Genomic DNA, 19,489 nt, shown 5'->3' with positions numbered 1-19,489 from the left:
CAAGAAAACCGCCCCGGTCAAGGGGCGGCTGAGGTCACTGGACACCCAGGCGGGCTTTCAGCCCCTCCTGGAGGACCTGCGAGAAATTGATGCCTGCTTTGTCGGCCATGTCATTGAGATAGCTGGGGAGCGTTACGTTTTTTCTGACGGTACGCATATCATTTGCGCGGCGGTATGCGTCGAAATCCACAAGTGCGAATGTGGCAATCTCTCCTTTTTCGCACATTGGCAAGGACGGAGACGCAGGAGGGACAGCCTTTCCCATGTCCTGCGCTGTGATCCCCCACAAGCCGATGGCATCAGTGGCCATCTCAATGGCGTTGGCAATGGAGTCACCCTCGGTATTGATATCGAGATCGGGAACATAAACGACAAAGCCGTGTTCAGCGGGAGTAAGAACGATGGGATAAGCGGTTTTCATTGGTAATTCCTCCTTTACTGGGAGGGGGCTTATTTCAGCCCCCTGCGCCGTATGATCGATTTTGCAAGCTGTTCGTTGACTTCTCTATGCCGTGGTACAGGTTCAATGTCTTTCCCATTTGTCATGATGATGTGGTTTGCGCCCTCTCGGAGTATCCACCATCCATTGTTGGAAAAGAGCTTGAGCAAATCTTTTTGTTTCATTGTTCCCACCTCATGATTACATTATACGCATTTAATGTGCATTTGTCAAGAGGGTTTTATGACAGATTTTGATTTTTCAACCCTGGTGACGGATCGCACCAGGGCGGATGTGGAAGCGCTGGCGGCGGCTCTGCTTTCCATCCAGAGCGGCAGCGCCACCCCGGAGCAGATCGCGCTGGCGGCGAACCCCTTTGCGAAGGGGGGCTACAACTACACGGATCTGAACCGGGTGACGGCGGCCATGGAGTATCTGGTGGCGCGCCTGCAGGCGCTGGGGTACGCTGTGCCCTATACAGACGCCAAGGGCGCGGCGGCGATCCTGCCTTCCCCCAGTCCTGACCGGCGGCTGCCGGAGGGGTATACGGAGCTGGCCTATATTGAGTCCAGCGGGACGCAGTATGTGGATACAAATTTTAAGCCTGACCAGAGCACAAGGGTGGTGTTTGACTATGCACCAGTCAGCACGCAAAATACCATCCTTTTCGGCGCAAGGACCTCCTCCGGCAGCAGCGACCTTTTTCTGGTCCTCCATGCTGCGGATATAGATTCACTGCGGGATGACTACCGGTCCAATAAGTGGGGGAGCGGAATTAAGCCCACAGAAAGGACCGTCATTGACAAAAACCAAAATGTGACGACGATTGGGGACGCCACACATACGCACCCCAGCGGATCATTTCAGTCCACATTAAATTTGTACCTTTTCGGTGGAAATACCGGCGGTTCTATTTCGCAGAACACTTCTGTGAAGCTGTATTCCTGCCAAATCTACGATAACGGAGCATTAGTCAGAGACTACATCCCTTGCATGGACGCTGCTGACAATATCGGCTTGTACGATGTTCAAAACGGCGTGTTCTATCCCAATTCCGGGACTGGTACATTTTCCTCCGGCCCTCCAATTGTGAGGCTGCCTGACGGTTATCAGCAGGTGGAATACATCCAGAGCAGCGGAACGCAGTACATCGATAGCGGCGTAATTCCTAATGCAAATACGAAAACGGTTATGGACTTCCAACTGGTTTCCCCCGCTTCAGCAAATGAATGTATTTTCGGGGTGAATGGACAATACTCGTTTCGCTGGTATGGAACTAATAAATGTTTTCGTTCAAATGGAGCAGAAAATGCCAACTTCCCAACTACTATTTCTAGTACAGACCGCCACATAGTTGAAAAAGAGCCTCTTATTTGCACCATTGATGGGAGCAATTCTGTCTCAAATACTTTGGGCACAGTCACAATGCATATGTACATATTTGCGCAAAAGGGGGCAAGTAGCGCAGCAAACTATGCAAAAGTACGTTGTTTCATCATGGGGATCTACGACAATGGCACACGCATCCGGCACTATATCCCGTGCATCAATCCTGACGGTGCTGCGGGGCTTTATGACCTTGTAAACAGCACCTTTTATCCAAACGCAGGAACAGGCGAGTTTACAGCGGGACCGGAGGTGCCGCCGTCTGCCCAGACAGAGCCGGAATCCCCGGAGATTCCCGTGGAGTCTGCTAATGCATGGATGGAGTCCGACCACATGGACCCCACCCAGGCCAGGCGGTATCTGGGCAATATCGCGGCGCTCCGGGCGGCGCTGGCACTCCCAGCGGGTATTCCCCAGGTCCCGCCGGATATGGAGCAGCTCAACGAAACGGAAGCCAACGCCATCGAGACCATCCTGGGGGAGATCCAGGCGGCCATGGACCGCATGACCCGCACAGTCAATCTGGGGTGGGCCATGGGGATGGCAGACATCGGAATATATGGAGGGTCAGCATGAAAGACAGACAACCATTACATCCCGGCAGAGTCAAGATGACGCCTGTGGCGGGACAGGAAAACACCTTTGATATGGTGATGGCCGATGAACCCACGGAGGCCGGAGATGCGCCGGTCAAGGTAAATCTGCTGAAAGATCAGACGGCGGCGCTGTTTGGGCAGGGCGGTGACGCGGTTGTGGATGACGTCCTGCATCTGCTGGGCAACTACATCCCCACCAAATACGGCCTGCTGATTATCCGCTGCACTGATGCAGCGGGAAACCCGGCGGCGGGGACTGTGACCGTCTCCCCGGCGGTTGAAGGCTCTAACTTCATTATCATTGGAGACCGGGGCTATTTCAGCGCCCTGGTGACGCCGGGCACCTATACCATCACGGCGGGAGCGGCTACTATTTTTGAAAAGTTGACTGTTTATACGCCGTCTGTGACGGTGAGATTCGGTGAGCCGGTCATTGCCAGTGTTACGGCGGAACGGGTGGAGCACGGTGAGGTGGACTTTACAGCTGACATTACCATCGCTATTCCTTCATGGCTTACCTCCATTGATTTGTTTGGTGTTGGTGGAGGGGCGAGCGGATATTCTTCTATTGACAATACGTCGGGCACTGGGGGAGCTGGAGGGCATACCACTACTCTATTAAATCAAAATGTAGCGGGAAAAACTTTAAATATTAAAATCGGCGCAGGAGGGGCTTCTTCTGTCTCGAAATATGGCACTTCCAGCAAGGCTTCTAATGCTGGGGGAGAAACGAGTGTCACTATATCGGGGGGAAGTAAGATTTTAACCGCCAATGGTGGTAAACCTAGGAGCAGTTCGAGTCTGATCTCAGATGGTGGATCTGGAGGTGGCGGGTACCCCACACAAACCGGCAGCGGAACTATGTCCTCTGCAGTTGGTGGAAGTGATGGTGCCGCGGGGACCGGGCAAAGCGCCGGAAATGGACAAGGATCCACCACAAGAAAATTTGGAGATCCGAATGGAACATTATATGCTGGTGGAGGCGCCGGAGCTAGTATTCTTAGCGGAAATACATATTTAGGAACCCCAGGATCAGGCGGAGGCGCGGCGTATGCTCACTATTACGGAACTGGTAGTCCTCCCGTGACTGGAAAAATTCACAAAGGAACCGACGGACAGACCTATGGGTCTGGCGGAGGAGCATGTATCACATCCCTTAAAGTCGCTGACTGGGACTACGATTATAAACCAGAATGCCATAGTGGCGCTGGTAAACAAGGCCTAGTTTCCATCCGCTGGTGAGGTGATTCAAATGAATGCTGCAATTGTAGAAAACAACATGATAACCAATGTAGTGGTCCTGCCGGAGGGCGCGGACCCCGCCGCTTTCGGCGCGTATCCCCTGCCGGATGGCAAGTGGATCGGAGACCCCTACGATGACACCCCGGACCGCATCGCGGCCCTGGAGTCCGAAAACCGCCTGCTGCGTGAGCAGGTGACGGCCCTGGGCGATCAGAACGATTTCCAGGAGGAACTGATCGTGGAGCTGGCCAACATCGTCTATGCGTGAGTTCTGCGCCGGTGTGGCGCTCTCAATCTATTTTTTACTTACTGGAGGTACAGAAATGATGGCTATGTTATTTGCGCAGCGCGTGATCCTGGGCAAGACGGAGTTTAACGCCGTGCCCGCCAAGCTGAAGGCTCAGGTGGCCGATATCCTGGTCAACGAGTGCGGCCTGCCGGAGCTGGTGCCCGCTGAGTTCGGCGGTACCGCCGAGGCCTGACGGACAAGCCCCCGCTCCGGCGGGGGCCATCCCAAATAAAGGAGATAGGAATGTACATGCCTATTGATCGTATAGAGGACCTGGGGGCCGCGGAGGAGGTGCAGACGTGAGCGAGGCAATTATCGTGGCGCTGATCACGGGTGGGCTGAGCCTGCTGGGCGTGGTCATCGCCAACAACAAAAACGCCCGTGAGATGGACGCCAAACTGGACAAGCAGCAGGCCATCAACGCCGAGCGGATCGAGGAGCTGACACGGGAGGTCCGCAAGCACAATAATTTTGCGGAGAAAATCCCGGTCATTCAGGAGCAGATTAAGGTCATCAACCACCGCGTCGGAGATCTGGAGGCGTATCACAAATGAACGGTCTGTACATGATGGCCGCCATATTCGCCGCTTTGCTGGTCGGCATGGTGTGGGGCGTCAAACTGGAGGACAGCGCTTGGCGGCGGGCGGGAAAGCACCGGAGCCGCAAGCGGTGGACCACCTCCAAACTGATCGCTGTGGGAGTCCTGGTCATGGACAGCATGGCAACGATCATCGTCCTGGGCCTCTGCGGCCTCGCTATCCTGCGGCAGTTCAGCGGGGCGCTCCCATACCTCACCACGCTCATCGGGGCCTTGCAGGCCGCCACAGGCTACGTGCTTGGGCACTATTTCAAGAAGAGCTGCAAGGAAAACACAAAAGGCGGCATCACCTACGACGCCGCCCTGGGGAATGTGCCCGATTCGGGCACGGGAGATCTATGAAAAAGGCCGTCTCTGTGACGGCGAAAATTGACAACCAGCGGCGCTGATGGTATGATAGCTCTGGCGCTGCACAACGGCAGGCGGTTGGTCACATCCTCCGAAAGGAGGTGAGGCCGATGCGTATCACGTTACATATCGGACGGTTCACCGTTACGATCATCGTGAAAAGCAGAAACCGCCACCCGGCACGGTGACGGTTTCAAGGCTTTGTTCTTGATACACTAACTCGCACGGGCTAACCGCTTGTCGCAGCGCCCTTTCTATCTTCATTATACCGCCCTGCCGTGGATTGTCAAGTGCAAAACGGCAGGGCGCTTTTTTGCGCCCGGAAAGGAAATATATGAATATCGTAACGATTTTGATGGTTCTGCCTCTGCTGGTGGCGCTAACCAACATGCTCACCAACGTCATCAAAGGCCTGTGCGGCGTATTTGCGGACCACGCCAAGCTGATCGCTCCGGTGGTGGCCGTGGCCCTGACGCTGGCGGCCACGGCTGCCTATCTGGAGATCTTCAGCGTGACGGCCACCTGGTACTGGTACGCCAGCGGCGCAGTAGCGGGCCTCGTGGTGGCATATGTGGCCATGAACGGATATGATGGACTGTATGAGGATCTTATCAAGCACTTGAAAGGACTGGCGGGTGGGAGCAATGAGTAGACCTATTGGCGCCGCTGGACTGGCGCTTATCAAAAAGTTCGAGGGATGCCGTCTGAAAGCGTACAAAGCCGTCCCAACGGAGAAATACTGGACCATCGGCTGGGGCCATTACGGGCCTGATGTAAAAGAGGGACAGGTCATCACCCAGGCCCAGGCAGACGCCCTTCTGGTGGCGGACTGCCAGCGGTTCGCAAATGCGGTGGATAATCCGGTTTATTGCCCCCAGACCGCCCAGTTGAACGCCAATCAGCGGGACGCACTGATCTCCTTTACCTTCAACTGCGGCGTGGGCAGTCTGAAAACGCTTTGCAAAGGCCGCACGCTGCCCCAGATTCGGGATGCCATGGCAAAGTATAATCGGGCCGGAGGCGAGATCCTGGTGGGCCTGATGCGGCGCAGGGCGGCGGAGCAGACACTTTTCAACACACCTGTTACAGAGGAGGAACGCAACGTGAATACCTACAAATACTTGAAGGATGTCCCGGAGAAGTTCCGGCCCATCATCGAACAGCTTATGACGGCCGGGATCATCCAAGGCGACGGCTCCGACCCCGACGGCAACGGCGATATCATCAATCTGACCCACGAGCAGGTGCGGACGCTGGTGTTCGTCTACCGAGGCGGCGGTTTCGACAGAAAGCTACAGGCTGCGGGGATGGAGGCGGCAGTGGGATAAACCGTGTCCAAATCAGGCAAATCGGCCTCATGCGTCATCGGAAGTGGTCGGAAAAGTGGTCGTACATGAAAACAAATAGAGCAACATATTATGGCGAAAAGTGCCGTTTTCCCCGTATTATTCCCTCTGATTTGCTACCATTTTTCAACAATTCTGCTTCACACGCAGGAGGTCACTGGTTCGAGTCCAGTAGTCTCCACCAAAAAGTTCCTGATTTCGCTAGAAATCAGGAACTTTTCTTTGTATTCCACCGTCAAAAGTCAACCCTAAAATTTACACTTCTGTGCCGACTAATACGCTGACCAATACGACGATAGTACCCGACAGAACAAGGCAGCACCGGACAGGATTTTCCCTGCCCGGTGCCGCTTTTTCGCCGTTTTTCCGTGGTTCCGCCATATAGAATTTTGGCCGTCTTTTTTGTGGATTCTATATGGCCTGCCCAATCACATTCCCCATCGTATCTGCCGCTTCCCGCATCATATCCGGCGTGGCGTGGGTGTAGGTGCTCAACGTGAAGCCCGCGCTGTAATGTCCCAGGGTGCTGGACAGGGTCTTCACGTCTATGCCATTCTTCAGCGATAAGGTTGCGAACGTGTGTCTGAGGTCATGGAACCGAATGTGCTCTGCGCCGATGACCTTGAGAATCTTTTCATGGGTGTGCCGGAAGGAATCTGGATCAAACATTCCGCCTGTTTTGGGTGACGGGAACATATACGGATTTCCTGGATGCTTCTTGTGCTCCTCCACCAGCAGGTCCACCGCCTGCTGTGAGACTGGCAGGACGCGGACGGAGTTCTGCGTTTTCGGCTGGCTCACTACCAGCTCGCCCTTGATGCGGTTTACCTGCTTTGTGATGGAGATTGTCCTGTTTTCCACGTCCAGGTCTGTCCAGAGGAGGGCGAGGAGTTCCCCACGTCTCAGCCCCGTGGTCAGTTCCAGATAGAAGGGAGCCAGTAATCCGCGCTTGTCCGCTTCCATCAGGTAGGGCTTGATTTTGTCTTCCGGCAGGACCTTCATCTCCCGTTTTTCCATTTTCGGCAGTTTGCATCCCCTCGCAGGATTCACCAGAATCAGCCGTTCCGCCACCGCCTGTTCCAGGCAGTTGTTCAGCAGGGTGTGGATACCGTGGACCACCCGGACACTCAAGCCCTTGTCTTTCAGTTCAATGTGCTTATATCGCCGCACCCGGCCATTCTTCTGAAGGTCGTTGTAGAATTTCTGAATCTGGATAGTAGTCAGCTTGTCCAACAGAACATTTCCGAGGCTAGGGATGATGTGCTTGTCGATGTAGTTCAGATAGTAGTCTTTTGTTTTCTCCCGAAGCCGAGGCTCGGCGTAGACCTCATACCACATTTTTATCCAACTCCCCACTGTGTGGGTGCCGCTTCGGTTCATGTCCAGCCGCTGGCTGTCCGCAATAGCCTTTTTCAGCTTTTCCTTGACCTCCGCCTGTGTCCTACCCAGCACGTTCTTGAGCTTCTGCTTTCCAGTTACCGGATCATAGGCCGCTGTGTAGAAGCCCTCCCAGCGTCCATCCTTCCGCTTGCGGATGCTGCCCTCGCCGTTGGCGCGTTTCTTTCCCATTATGTGGCCACCTCCTGTCCTGCCAGTTCGCTGGCTTTTTGTTCATGCTCATCCTCGAAGCTGTATGGCGGATCCAGTTCCTGCTGGATGCCCTGCGCTAGTCTGAATCCCGCAATGAAGCTGTCCAGCCTGGCTTCGTCCCGCAACTCGTCCTCCAGATCGGTCAACCGCAGGAGCATTTTCCTTTCCGCCTTGGATAGCTTGCCAGCAAGCTGCCTGCAGGCCTTAGCCACTTTCTTTTCCAGCCAGTTTGTCCTATGTGACGGTAAATCGAACCGCTCTTGCAAGGCTTTCATATAGTCGTGCATCGTGTGCCACCTCCTGTCAGCAACACAACATATCATGCACTGACCTTAATAGCTATCTCAACGGCGTCGAGTTATCAGATTGTTATCAATTTCAGGGCTGCACCCTGTTATCTGAGTGCAGCCCCATTTTTGTATCAGGTTTCCTTTTTCCCAGTATTCTGGTACACCCACTCCTGAAGTTTGTCTTTGGGGATGACGATACGGGAGCCGATCTTCAACGCAGGGAATTCCTCTGTCCGAACCAGTTCATAGGCTCCGGCGCGGGAAATGCCCAGTGCAGCCGCCATCTCGGGAACCGAGAGCATCAGCGGAAGCTCTTCATAGAATTTAAACTTTACTTCTTTCATGGATATCCTTTCTCCCTTCCAATCAAAAGGGCCTTTTATTTTGTTATCATTCGTCTTGTTGATTTATTTCCCCACCATCTGATGGAGGGGACCTCCCGCAGGAGCTGCGGTCATCCCATGGTCATGTTCCAGCCGCCATGCTGCTGTTCCTCATGGTCATCCGGCTTATGGCCCAGGGCGATCTTCTTTTCCTGGAGCTTTCTGCGCAGCTTGCGGTCCATCTTAATACCGCCAGGGATGACAGGGGCAGGGAGCTGCTCTTGGAATATCCTGCTCATGTGATAAAGCAGTTTGGTTACAGACAGCATGACGGATAGCGGACGGAGCGCGTCCTGCCGGTCCAGGAAGAATTGCGCGTACGCATTCCCCTGGCCAGTAGACAGCGTGAGCCAGTGGATTGCTTGTTCCTGGTCCTGCGGCACACTCTGGCCCATGAGGTACAGTTTACCCAACATATATTGGGCGTACTGGTTTCCCAGTTGGGCAGAGGTGGTCAGGTACTCCAGCGCTCTGGACACATCCTTCGGGACCTGTTCTCCTTGGAGATACAGCTTCCCCAACCGGTAGGCGGCGTACTGGCTGCCGTTCTGGGCGGCCCGCTTCAGCCAGCGGATGCCCTCGTCCGGGTCCCGGACCTCTGGATCGTCGGAGAGGAGCAACTTGCCCAGCGCATACTGTGCCGCCCCTGATCCCTGCTCTGCTGCCTGCGTGAACCAGTATCGTGCGTTTACCCAGTCCGGCGTCAGCAGAGGACCGTCCCGCCACAGCTTCCCCATGAGATACTGCGCGTGCGGGTTGCCGTCCTCCGCCAGACGCTGCAGCCGCGCCACGGACTCGTCTCGCTCCGCCATGGGCAGATCATCATTCTGAATGATGTCCCGCAGCGCCCAGAAGTCGTAGGAGATACCTGCAGTTTCCTCCGGCTCATCCTCTGTCGCAATACCCCCGTCCTCGAAGGTGACCACACCCAGACGGATGTTTTCCGCTTCCCGGATGACCGCGTTCTTGATCTGGTGGAATTCTTTCTGCTGTGACAGCGGCGGACGCTGACGTTCCCGCTCCGCATAGTAGTCATCCACCTGGCACTGAAGCGTCCACCATGCTTCGTAGCATTCGTTAACCACCGGGAGCTGCTCCATCTGATCTACGATCTCGTCCACGGTTTTCTTCACTGACTTGGGCAGATAGCCATAGGACTTTTTCCCTTTGACCGTTTCCAGCTGCGCCGCCAACTGCATGACTAGTTGTTCCGCTTCCGGGAGATCGCAGATGCTGTGTTGCATCTGTCCGGTCAGTTCCCGCATGGCTTTGCGGGCCTGACGCACCAGCTCATCACGAGACACCGACTTTTGTTCATACAGGTGGAGCATCTCCATGTGGAAGATATCGTTGGTCAGCTCGGACTTGATCTTGCGGATGCCATCCTTATTGAGATATGCCTGTCCTGGCTTTGCTGACCAGGCCATCATGTGTACGTGTGGGTGATCGCCCTCATTGTGGAACGCAGCACACCAGCGGAAGTCCTTGGGCGAGATGTGCATCGCCGCGGCGATGTCGTTGCGGTGGGTGCGGAGCAGGTTGCACCATGCCTTGGCGTTGTCGTAGCCCAGCCGTTCTGCGTCCTCCCGCTTGAGCGAGATGATGTGTGTCCAGATGTTGCCTGGGTACTCGTTGAGCTCCTGCATGGCGGCGTCCATGTCCACGCTCTCTTCGTCACCGAATAGCCCGTAGGACTGGGGGCGCTCCGCCATGTACGCCATGTAGCCGGAGGGCAGCAGCTCCACACCGTCACGGGTGCCGATGTACTTCAGGTAACCTCCCGCACCCTTGCCCTGGATGTAGGGACTTTTGACAATCAGTCTTGCCACGGGTCTCCGTCCTCCCAGCTTTCCCGCACCCGCTGCTCGAACGAGATGCGTCCATTGGTCCGCTTCACATTTTTGACGCTCTCCGCACGGCGACGGCGCAGGTCGTCCTCGTCGAGCTGAACACTGTCCGCAATAATGCCGGAGGGCATATCCAACTCCACCGCCTGCTTGAAGGACAGCGCCGCCAATCGGTCCTCCATCTTTCCCAGACGGCCATCCACGTAGGACTTCAGCGCCGTGGGGAGAAAATCTCCGGCGCTGCCAGTATCCAGATAGTCCAGATAAAAATTGATTGCCTGCTCAGCCAGTTCGTTCATGCTGCGGCAGCCGGATCTTTTGTATGCAGCATGCAGTCGATAACTGGTCACCGACGAGACCCGCAGGCTTAACCGCTCTCGTGTGTCTTTGTTCATAATACCTCCGAAATTCTTGAAATGTGGGGCTCAGACGCCGCTCAATCCCTTGGAAACAGCGGAGTTGAGGGGCATAGATGCCAGAGGCCATTTTTGTTGCTAAAACAGACGTCACCTTTGATATCCCGGAAATCCCCGTCAATTGCCCGCACTGCGGGCAGAAGTGGTTTGGGCAGGGGCCGCTTGCGGCGTCTGTCCTTTATCCTGCTGTTCCTTCGTTCCCCGCTGTTCCTTCGTTCCCCGGAAACGGCCCTATGTTGGCCTTGCCATCTCCAGCCGGGCTCTGGGCCCCTGGGCTTCCATCAACGCTCCGCACAGCGGCTCCTGGGGGTGACGAGAGGCGGACACCTTGGCTTGGGTGCTTTGCCGTTCTACTGCCGCTTCCAGGGCTTGCATCTGCCGCTCGTTGTGGAAGTCCACTGCCTCCTGAATGGGCCGGATGTGATACTGCAGAGCGCAGTTGCGCTTCCGGCCATTCTGCGTGATGACTGGGGTCGATTCTGTTCAGATGAGCTGCCGCTCTTCCAACTCCCGCACATATTTTGCCACCGTGTTGATGCTTATGTGTCCCGCTCTGTCAATGATTCTGTACCTGGATACACCTGAAAGGGCTTTCTCTTTTCAATGCAGAGGAGATACCCATAGATGGCGATGGCGCCGTGAGACAGACCGAACGCATATATTTCGTTTGGCAGCAGAAAACAGTTGCGCAGCGGATCATGCTTTGCACACACTCGGCACTTCACTTCGTCCCCCGTGTGCTCCTCCGCCCAATTAATAAACGCCTCTTATGGGGCCACCACCCTGCTGCCGTCTCTTAGCACCGGGAAGCCCGGCTCATGCATCAGCTCATACCCTCTGGACAGCGATATGCCCAGTATCTTAGATACCATCTCTGCGGTGAGAACCAGCGGCAGGTCGTTGTAGTTGTTGTAAATCGATTCTTTCATAAAGAAAGGTCCGAGGCAAGATCAGCGTGGATGAGTGGAATGCCTCCGCAGCCCAGGCGCAGAAGATCCTGGAGCAGGCTGAACGGGGAGAGCTGACGGATGGGGAGTTGAAGGAAAAACTGGCGGAGCTGTGAACAGCAAAGCGCCCCTGGCAGTTCATTTGTAACTGCCAGGGGCGCTTTTTTCATTGTATATGCGGCGTAAATTTTACCCATCTTGCATATGGGCATAGATGATATTGGACGATATTGACAGCGTATCATGGACATTAGCTTGCTGCCGCTCAGAATGCTGCTGGTCTTTGAGCGACTGAACCAGATTATTTTGTATTAGATACACATATAACTGTATTGCCCAGCAATACGCCTGACATAGTGCTCTGCTTGAGCAAATTCTTCCGGCGTGTTGCAGTTTAAAATCAACTCCTCCGGGCCGTCATATTCAAATGCAGACCAATCAACCCGTTCCCACAGTTTGCGGACAGGTGCGCTATGCTCTGCGATCAATGCGGCGATTGGTCCGGCGACATCGCTGTTATACACACCAACCAAAGGCTCCTGCATTCCGCCATGCTCCAGCACTGTCACTTCCGTTTCGTGACAGCGGCACATCTTTGCAAGCACAGATTCCGGAAGCAGGGGCATATCTACGGTCAATACGACGCATTGCGGACACTTTGCAGCTTGCAGGCAGGCGTGAAGTCCGCCTAATGGCCCGCGGTCCGCCAATAAATCCGGTATTCTTCGGGTGCCAGGTATCGTGGGACAGTTGGCTCCGGAAAGAAGAATATCTGTAATTTCCAAGGACCTGAGTTTCTCAATCTGCCACTCTAAAAATGTCTTGCCGCATAAGCATAATCCGGCTTTGCTGCGCCCCATACGGCTCGAACGGCCGCCTGCCAATACGATTCCGGAAAACGCCTTCCGCCTTCTCTTCTCTCTGGCCTGCTGCAGGCTGATACGTGCCGCATGGATCGCTGAAGCTGACGCATCCAGCCGCTCTGTGAGCAGTGCAGCTGCTGCTTGCTTCACGGGGGTATCGGAGGGCGTATACTCCAGCAGCACGGCAATCAGCGATGCTCCACATTGGCTTGGCAAGGCCGGGAGGTAATTTTCAAAATCGATCCCCCAAATGGTTCTATGCTCGGCATCCCATAAAAAGTTTCTCAGATTGCCCTCAGAGGGCAGCAGCCCGACTGTGCGTTCGCACCCAAGGAGCCAATCTGAGAGTGCATGCCAGGGAGCGGGGTCAAACCCGGCAGATTCCTGCCTCTCCAGCTCCTCAAGCATTGTGGGCTGCGGGCAAAGCGCTATTGTCAAAACCTTGGGCGCCGCTTCCAACAATTCCGGATGCGGCATTTGCATGATGCGATAGATATCATATTCCCGCTGCCAGTCCTCTATGTGCGTAAAATGTTTTTCCACGGCGCCGCGTCCATTCCAGACAGCCGGATAGATCTGATTGCGATGGCTAAAGAATGGGATCATACGACATCTATTCTCACAACATGGGATACGTTGCGCTTACTGTTGGCATCGCCAAACACGATCAATCTTGCCTGTTCTCCTTCCGCGACAAGGTATACCTCCCGTTCGCCGTGCAGTTCCGCAGCGGATAAGTCCGCGTGATACGCATCGTCCGAAATAATAGAAACCGTGGTATACTCTGTGATACCAATGTCGGCAAGAAGCTTTTCCAGCGGAATTCCCAAGGCATCTACTGCGGTGATGTCCCCTTTTGCGTTGGAGATCGTTCCCTGTACAGAGCGCAGATCCAGGTCGGATAGACAGACCTCCGCTGTTTTTTCGCCAGAGATGACCTGCACCACCCCCGTTGGTGCGGCAGACCGCGTAGTCAAATAAACAAACGCGACTGCGACAGTCATCAGAAAGATTCCAACCAGCAGAATGCGTACCCGTTTCTTTTTCATATAGAGAGCTCTTCCTTTCCTTTTCGTGTTTTAAAACTGTATTTGACTTCTGCCCGAAAGACCGGTGCCAAACGCTGTACGATCTTTGAGCCCAGCAGTCCGCAGAAGATGCCGGAAGAAAACGCGGTACATACATACAGCAGCAGCACGATCCCTCTCAGATGAAATACGATACAGTTGGCTGTAAAAGCTGCGCTGGCAGCAGCGATACCGTTAGCCAGCGCCATACGGTCTGCACAGGGGAGCGCCCCCCCTGCTGTTGCCATCAAAACGAGGTCGATCGCAAATCCAGGGACAATATATCCGATGGGGGCCAGTAATCCCATACTGCCCACCATTCCGAAGGAGAAAGCGATCACGCTTTGAGCAGCGCTCATGATCGTACTGCAAAAACCTCCGGGCATCAGAATCGCCGCAATGACTAAAAACATCAGGGAAAAACTGGTGGCGATCCCACCGGGGATATGGAGCGCGTCTGTGATCATATTGGTCAAAGGGGCGATGAGCCGCTTGGCAAACAGGCCGAAGTCGCAGCACAATGCAAAAAAGATTATTCTCTTTAATCGGTTATTTTTCAAAATACGATTTCCTTTCTTTACAAGAAGCAAGAGCCGGAAGAATACATTCTTCCGGCTCTTGCTGACTAAAAGAGAAAAATAGGCAATCGGGATAAGGACGCTTCCAGCGCGGAAGGCCTCGCATGATCCCAGTCCCCTTTTCAAGCACGGAAGGCCGCCCTGTTTCCGGAACGGCCCAGGCCAGACTGCCATGGTTTCCTTTAGGCAGAAAGGCTCGGAGATGTTTCAGGTTATGAAATTGTCAGGATTTTTGCAGCTTCATCGCAGACGGAGAAAAATCAAAAATACCGCCGGACCTCCACCAGATTGGTGTGCTGGGGATTTCCCTTTGCAAGGGGCGTTGGACGGGTGGATGTCAGCACGTTGATGGACCCCCGCGTATCGATGCCATCCTTGCCAGGGGTGTACCACGCCCCCTCCGGGATGGCCACTACGCCCTTTATCACCCGGGGGGTGACTATGACAGGGATGCGCAGCAGGCCACGGTCATTATAGACCTCTGCGATATCCCCGGTGGAAATTCCCCTGGTCCGGGCGTCATCCGGGTGCATCCACATCCGCTGGGGTTCCACCTCCTCCATCCACGGGTTGTTGTCGTGGATGGAATGGCAGCGGCGCTTGGTGTGCCAGCCGATCAGTTGGAGCGGATATGTTTCCCGAAGAGGATCATCAGGACCCTCAGGGCAGGGCACATAAGCGGGGATTGCCGGGATCTCTTTGGGGTTATTCATATCGTACAGCCGCTTGGAGAATATCTCGATCTTTCCGGAGGGCGTTCCAAATTTATAGTGCTCCGGGTCACGGATCTGGTCCGCATAGGCAATATAGGATACGGCGTTTTTGTATGTGTGGCCTCCGTTTCTGCAGAAAGTCTCATAATCCGGCAGCTCGCTGTTCTTCTGGCGCAGTTCATGATATAGATGCTCCAGCCATTCCTGCTGTGTTTCACGCCCCTCGGACCAAGCCTCCCACAGGCCCAGCCGCTTTGCCACGTCTGACAGCCAGTCGTACTCTGTTCTGCACCCAAAGATGGGGGCGATCACTTTGTTGTTGCGAAGCAGGTAATGGCCCAGCCGCCAAGGAGCGGCAATATTGTCATCCTCCAGGAATGAGGGGGCGGGGAGAAGCAGATCCGCGAATTTTGCACTGGGAGTCATAAAGACGTCCGAACAGACCAGGAACTCGCACTTGCTGGTGTCCTCAAGCACACGGATGGAGTGATTGATATCTGCGTGCTGATTGATCAGTGCATTTCCGGCCAGGTTGAACACCAATTTGACATCGCTTTCCAGCTGTTCCATTCCCTGCACGCCGTCTTTCAGGCGGGTCATTTTGGAACCCTCCTCAATGGCCTTTGTCCACAGGAAACAGGAGATGACGCCTGGATACCCGCTTTGTCCCAGAGGAAATACCGGCACAGGCTCCTCCCGGCCAAATCCCATGCCCGCGGCACTGCCGCCTGGAATTCCCACATTGCCGGTCAGGCAGGCAAGCATGGCCATGGCCCGAACCGTCTGTTCACCATTGCCGATGCGCTGATTGCCAAGTCCCGGCAGCAGGCAGGCGGGCTTCGTGGTAGCATACTCTCTGGCCAGCTCCTCGATCACAGCGGCGGGCACCCCGGTGATGGACTCCGCCCACGCCGGTGTTTTTTCCACGCCGTCCAGCCTGCCGAACAGGTAATCGTGATAGTTCAGCTCTTCAGGAACACCGTCCGGCATGTGACTGGCGTCAAAACCGAGGCAGTACATATCCATGAAATGCTGATCCTGCAGTCCCTCGGACCAAATGACATAGGCCATGGCCGCAGCCAGGGCGCCGTCCGTGGAGGGTTTAATGGGGACCCACTGGTCAGCAATGGCAATGACCGTGTCACTTTCTCTGGGATCGATCACAATGACCTTGGCCCCCCGCTCCTTTGCCTGAGCAATGAAATAATTGCCTTGCGGAGAGTATACGGTTTCTGACGGATTGTGGCCCCAGAGAATCAGGAGCCTGGTATTGGGAAGATCCTCCACGCTGTTTCCGCTGAAAGCGTCTCCATAGATATAAGGTGTGACGAACTGGGCACAGGCAAAACTGTAAGAGCCGTAAAAGCCCAAGTAGCCGCCGTCTTGATTGAGAAGGCGCTTGACCAGCATGTCGGGACGGATCACCGCATTTACGCCGAGGCCGTAGTTGACATATCTGGATCCCGGCCCATAGGCGTCACGGATCCGCACCCACTCTGAGGCGATCAGGTCCGCAGCCTCCTGCCAGGAGATGCGCTGGAACCGCCCCTCGCCGCGCTTTCCGATACGCTTCATGGGGTAGCGAAGCCGCTGGCCGCTCAGGTACGTCTTGCGATAGCCGCGGCCGCGGACACAGGCCCGGAGCTGAGGCAGGCCGATATCACAGCCAGTCTCCACATGGAGAATGCAGCCGTCCTGTGCAGTTGCCCGAATGGCGCATTTTCCGCCGCAGTTGTTCCGGCCGCCGGTGCGAATCACGGTCTGCCGGCCATCCGCGATCTCCCGGCCGCGGCCAAGGCGGTAGCTGTCATAGCACTCCAGAAGTTTTGCATATACCTCGGGCTTTTCAGCAGCGAGGCATTCAGAGCCATCCCGCCGGACCAATGCCACCAACGCGTCCGCGACTGTGGAAAACAGCTCGCTGGCAGCAAAGCGCCGGAGCTCCCGCGCAATCACGCGGACTGTGTCCAGCAGATACAGGGTCGTAAATTCTTCCGCCGCGGCCAGATATGGAGCCGTGTCTCCGCCCCGTTCCGCCTCATGGAGCGCGCAGGCATACAGATAGCACAGGAAGCGGGTCTGCTGACCAATATAGTCAGGGGGATTGCCGTCCATCTCCACGGGGGCGTATCCCCACCTGTGATAAAACTGCACCACTTTCAGCGTGGTCTCATCCAGCAGGCTTCCATCCTCAAATTTGCAGACAGAGGCCCACAGGGGAATATAGATCTCGGCGTTCGTTCCTTTCATCAGGTCGTCATATTCCTGCTGGAGACATGCGCTGTCCCTGGAGGAAAGAAGTTCATGCCAGGGCTTGGCAAAGAGCGGCGCCTGTTTTGCTGTGCTGCACCAGGCGGGAAAGTCGGAGAAGAATTGTGTGAACCAGCTGCAGCGCAGCCAATCTTTCAGAATATCACTGGGCATGGATCATGATCCCCTTTCTTTCCGCGGCTTCAAAAAACTGCGCTTCACTCCACTGCTGTCTTACGGCATCCTGGATCAAAAGCATACTGCCAAGATCGCCGATCAGAGTGGCTCCCACCATGTGGTCATCGTGGAAACACAGGGCATAATATGTCCCCTGCCGCTGGACGGCTTTGGGATTGACGGCAAAGCGCCCTGCATCCTCTTGCGCGGCAGCATATACCAGACGGTAGACCTTGTCCGGATGTTTACCCATATCGCCGATGGACAGCAGGGAGATCCCCGCGGTATGTACCATGGCGGGTTCCGGTTCCGCATGGAACTCCAGCGTATCTCCCGCGGCGTTGGCACCGGCTGTCTCTCCCTGCCGGACGCTCTGCATCCAAGTGGACATGCTCCGGTCTGTGCAGTCACCGCAGGCGTAGATATCGGGACAGCTGGTCTCCATCGCGGCTGTGACCGTGATGGCCCTGCCCACGTTCAAGCCCGCCTGAGCAGCAACATCTATATTGGCTCTGAAGCCGGTGGAAAGCACTACCAACTCCGCCGGGAACACACGTCCATCCTCCAGCAAGATGGATTCCACAGCGCTGCCGCCCTCCAAGGCCTTGATTTGGACACCGGTGACGACATCCACACCGGCCGCCTCTATGCAGCGGCGCAAATACTGGGAGCTTTGTTCATCTAACAGGCGGCCCATCAATACCGGAGCCATCTCCAGAACCGTCACATGCAGGCCCGCTTTTTTCAATTCCCAGGCAAGCTCCAAACCGGTGATCCCGCCGCCGATGACCGCGGCGTGGGAGGCGGTAAGCATCTGCCTGCGGATGGCCCGCAGGTCCGTATCGCAGCGCAGGGTAAACACGCCGACCTTTTCATGGCCGGAGATGGGAGGCACAAAGCATCTGGCTCCCAGCGCGTAAATACATTTGTCAAAGGGAATCTTCGTCCCATCATCCAGCGTCACGGTATGCGCGGCGCTGTCTAATGTTGAAACCGTTCGGCCCAGAGTCAACGCAATGTTGTTTTCCTCCAGCCACTGGAGGCTGACCACAGGGTAACGGTCCTCGGAAAAACTGCCCAACAAGCCTTTGGACAGCATGGGCCTGCAATAGGGGAGGCGGTCTTCACAGCTGACCATGCGGATGGCGGCTGTGGCGTTTCTGGCACGAATAGCTTTTGCGGCGGAGACCGCGGCCACACCGCCGCCCAGGATCAGAAAACGCTGATCGGTATCGCGGCGGAACGCCCCGTACTCTTTGTGTGGCTGAACGGCCGGCGAACCGCAGCTGGCGCCGCCCGCAGAGACGGGCGGTGTGTCAGTCTTGCGGCGCAGGAGAAAAGAGGGAGAGGTGCGGGCAGCTGGCGGGAGGAAGGACAGCGTATCACTGGGGACTACGCCCTTTTCCCCCTGAAACTCTTTCAGTGGACCGAATCGCAGGGCCCGGGTAGGGCATGCCGCTACACAGACCGGGTCCTGCCCAGCTTGACGCAGTGCTGCGCAGGAGTCGCATTTTTGCGCATAGCCAGTGACTTTATTGAGAGAGGGGGCGCCGTAGGGGCAGTGATGGACGCAGCGGCCGCAGCCCACGCACAGTTCGTCATTATGCTGTACAGTGCCGTCCGCGGCGATATACATGGCACCAGTGGGACAGACCGCCACACAGGCGGGATCTTTACAGTGATTGCACGCGCCGGAGAAATGGACCTTTTTACCGCTGGTGGCATCGAACATGGTATCTACTCTCCGAAAAAAGTCGCCAGTGCCAAGCTTGTTTTTTTCCTTACAGGCAACTTGGCAGGCCTTGCACCCAACGCAGCGGGTGGTGTCATATAAAAAACCGAGTTGTTCCATCGTGGGCCTCCAAAGCAATGAGTCAAAAAATTGGCGCAGGGGGAAGCGCTATCCGGCGGACTCTGCCGCAGGTGCTATAAAAACTGTATAAAATGTGGAGTTCGTTATCAATCCAAATGTTTTGTTCTTTATCTGCCAAACACAAAGGTCAGAACCGGAACAGGGCGAATGTTCAGATTTCGGACGATGCGTTTCTCCAAAGGAATCACCTGTCAGAACTCAACAAGAAATATGGGATCCAAAACTGAGTCGGGAACATGGAGGGAATGGAA

22 protein-coding genes, 1 tRNA gene and 1 riboswitch are annotated in these 19,489 nt (G+C 55.5%); of the genes, 9 read left to right on the top strand and 14 right to left on the bottom strand.

The features are described from left to right. Positions 1-34: 34 nt before the first annotated feature. Positions 35-421, bottom strand: coding sequence for a type II toxin-antitoxin system HicB family antitoxin (locus tag Q0Z71_RS00490; RefSeq protein ID WP_298016622.1), 387 nt, complete (start codon positions 419-421; stop codon positions 35-37). Between the two features lie 29 nt (positions 422-450). Further along, positions 451-624 carry a type II toxin-antitoxin system HicA family toxin gene (locus Q0Z71_RS00485; protein WP_298016619.1) on the bottom strand — a complete coding sequence of 58 codons (174 nt, stop codon included), beginning with the start codon at positions 622-624 and terminating at the stop codon, positions 451-453. Positions 625-682: 58 nt separating this feature from the next. Between Q0Z71_RS00485 and Q0Z71_RS00480 the strand changes: the two genes are divergently transcribed. The 9 genes from Q0Z71_RS00480 to Q0Z71_RS00440 all read left to right on the top strand — a co-directional run bounded on the left by Q0Z71_RS00480 (position 683) and on the right by Q0Z71_RS00440 (position 6,428). After that, complete coding sequence (locus Q0Z71_RS00480; protein WP_298016616.1) at positions 683-2,401, top strand: hypothetical protein; 1,719 nt, start codon at positions 683-685, stop codon at positions 2,399-2,401. Next, complete coding sequence (locus tag Q0Z71_RS00475; protein ID WP_298016613.1) at positions 2,398-3,663, top strand: glycine-rich domain-containing protein; 1,266 nt, start codon at positions 2,398-2,400, stop codon at positions 3,661-3,663. The genes Q0Z71_RS00480 and Q0Z71_RS00475 overlap by 4 nt, the downstream gene beginning before the upstream one ends. 10 nt (positions 3,664-3,673) lie before the next feature. Further along, a complete protein-coding gene (locus Q0Z71_RS00470; RefSeq protein ID WP_298016610.1) occupies positions 3,674-3,931 on the top strand; it encodes a hypothetical protein in 258 nt (85 codons plus the stop codon). Between the two features lie 55 nt (positions 3,932-3,986). Further along, positions 3,987-4,145: a hypothetical protein gene (locus tag Q0Z71_RS00465; protein WP_298016607.1), complete on the top strand. Its 159-nt coding sequence runs from the start codon at positions 3,987-3,989 to the stop codon at positions 4,143-4,145. A gap of 106 nt (positions 4,146-4,251) precedes the next feature. Beyond that, positions 4,252-4,506 carry a hypothetical protein gene (locus Q0Z71_RS00460; protein WP_298016603.1) on the top strand — a complete coding sequence of 85 codons (255 nt, stop codon included), beginning with the start codon at positions 4,252-4,254 and terminating at the stop codon, positions 4,504-4,506. Further along, on the top strand, positions 4,503-4,892 hold the full coding sequence (locus Q0Z71_RS00455; protein WP_298016599.1) for a hypothetical protein: 390 nt from the start codon (positions 4,503-4,505) through the stop codon (positions 4,890-4,892). The genes Q0Z71_RS00460 and Q0Z71_RS00455 overlap by 4 nt, the downstream gene beginning before the upstream one ends. Before the next feature lie 340 nt (positions 4,893-5,232). After that, positions 5,233-5,550 (top strand): hypothetical protein, encoded by a 318-nt coding sequence (locus tag Q0Z71_RS00450; RefSeq protein ID WP_298016596.1) that lies wholly within the window; start codon positions 5,233-5,235, stop codon positions 5,548-5,550. Continuing rightward, positions 5,543-6,226 (top strand): lysozyme, encoded by a 684-nt coding sequence (locus tag Q0Z71_RS00445; RefSeq protein WP_298016593.1) that lies wholly within the window; start codon positions 5,543-5,545, stop codon positions 6,224-6,226. The genes Q0Z71_RS00450 and Q0Z71_RS00445 overlap by 8 nt, the downstream gene beginning before the upstream one ends. Positions 6,227-6,265: 39 nt before the next feature. Further along, positions 6,266-6,428, top strand: a tRNA-Ser gene (locus tag Q0Z71_RS00440). Between the two features lie 227 nt (positions 6,429-6,655). On the opposite strand, the gene Q0Z71_RS00435 is transcribed toward Q0Z71_RS00440, so the two are convergent. From Q0Z71_RS00435 to Q0Z71_RS00380, 12 genes are all read right to left on the bottom strand, one after another. Continuing rightward, the gene (locus Q0Z71_RS00435; RefSeq protein ID WP_298016590.1) at positions 6,656-7,813 is read right to left on the bottom strand and encodes a site-specific integrase; all 1,158 of its coding nucleotides are present in this window, start codon (positions 7,811-7,813) and stop codon (positions 6,656-6,658) included. After that, on the bottom strand, positions 7,813-8,121 hold the full coding sequence (locus Q0Z71_RS00430; protein ID WP_298016587.1) for a DUF6809 family protein: 309 nt from the start codon (positions 8,119-8,121) through the stop codon (positions 7,813-7,815). Before Q0Z71_RS00430 ends, Q0Z71_RS00435 begins: the two co-directional genes overlap by 1 nt. Before the next feature lie 134 nt (positions 8,122-8,255). Next, positions 8,256-8,468, bottom strand: coding sequence for a helix-turn-helix domain-containing protein (locus Q0Z71_RS00425; protein WP_298016584.1), 213 nt, complete (start codon positions 8,466-8,468; stop codon positions 8,256-8,258). A gap of 110 nt (positions 8,469-8,578) precedes the next feature. Then, entirely contained in the window at positions 8,579-10,336 is a 1,758-nt protein-coding gene (gene mobP3, locus Q0Z71_RS00420) for a MobP3 family relaxase (protein WP_298016581.1), read from the bottom strand. Next, the gene (locus tag Q0Z71_RS00415) at positions 10,324-10,653 is read right to left on the bottom strand and encodes a hypothetical protein (RefSeq protein ID WP_298016578.1); all 330 of its coding nucleotides are present in this window, start codon (positions 10,651-10,653) and stop codon (positions 10,324-10,326) included. Before Q0Z71_RS00415 ends, mobP3 begins: the two co-directional genes overlap by 13 nt. Positions 10,654-11,001: 348 nt before the next feature. After that, positions 11,002-11,169: a hypothetical protein gene (locus Q0Z71_RS00410; protein WP_298016575.1), complete on the bottom strand. Its 168-nt coding sequence runs from the start codon at positions 11,167-11,169 to the stop codon at positions 11,002-11,004. Positions 11,170-11,537: 368 nt separating this feature from the next. Further along, complete coding sequence (locus tag Q0Z71_RS00405; RefSeq protein WP_298016573.1) at positions 11,538-11,699, bottom strand: DNA-binding protein; 162 nt, start codon at positions 11,697-11,699, stop codon at positions 11,538-11,540. A gap of 329 nt (positions 11,700-12,028) precedes the next feature. Next, positions 12,029-13,186: a molybdenum cofactor guanylyltransferase gene (locus Q0Z71_RS00400; RefSeq protein ID WP_298016570.1), complete on the bottom strand. Its 1,158-nt coding sequence runs from the start codon at positions 13,184-13,186 to the stop codon at positions 12,029-12,031. After that, a complete protein-coding gene (locus Q0Z71_RS00395) occupies positions 13,183-13,629 on the bottom strand; it encodes a hypothetical protein (RefSeq protein WP_298016566.1) in 447 nt (148 codons plus the stop codon). Before Q0Z71_RS00395 ends, Q0Z71_RS00400 begins: the two co-directional genes overlap by 4 nt. Next, the gene (locus Q0Z71_RS00390; RefSeq protein ID WP_298016563.1) at positions 13,626-14,351 is read right to left on the bottom strand and encodes a hypothetical protein; all 726 of its coding nucleotides are present in this window, start codon (positions 14,349-14,351) and stop codon (positions 13,626-13,628) included. Before Q0Z71_RS00390 ends, Q0Z71_RS00395 begins: the two co-directional genes overlap by 4 nt. Continuing rightward, a riboswitch (molybdenum cofactor riboswitch) is annotated at positions 14,330-14,439 on the bottom strand. It overlaps the preceding gene by 22 nt. A 46-nt stretch (positions 14,440-14,485) precedes the next feature. Then, on the bottom strand, positions 14,486-17,362 hold the full coding sequence (locus Q0Z71_RS00385) for a DMSO/selenate family reductase complex A subunit (RefSeq protein WP_298016560.1): 2,877 nt from the start codon (positions 17,360-17,362) through the stop codon (positions 14,486-14,488). Further along, positions 17,352-19,097 (bottom strand): FAD-dependent oxidoreductase, encoded by a 1,746-nt coding sequence (locus tag Q0Z71_RS00380; protein WP_298016557.1) that lies wholly within the window; start codon positions 19,095-19,097, stop codon positions 17,352-17,354. Before Q0Z71_RS00380 ends, Q0Z71_RS00385 begins: the two co-directional genes overlap by 11 nt. Between the last annotated feature and the right edge of the window lie 392 nt (positions 19,098-19,489).

Origin of the sequence: uncultured Dysosmobacter sp. (genome assembly GCF_947631635.1) — a bacterium.
Lineage (GTDB): Bacteria > Bacillota > Clostridia > Oscillospirales > Oscillospiraceae > Oscillibacter.
Note: the sequence above shows the minus strand (reverse complement) of the source record. Positions and strands in the feature narration are given on the sequence as shown.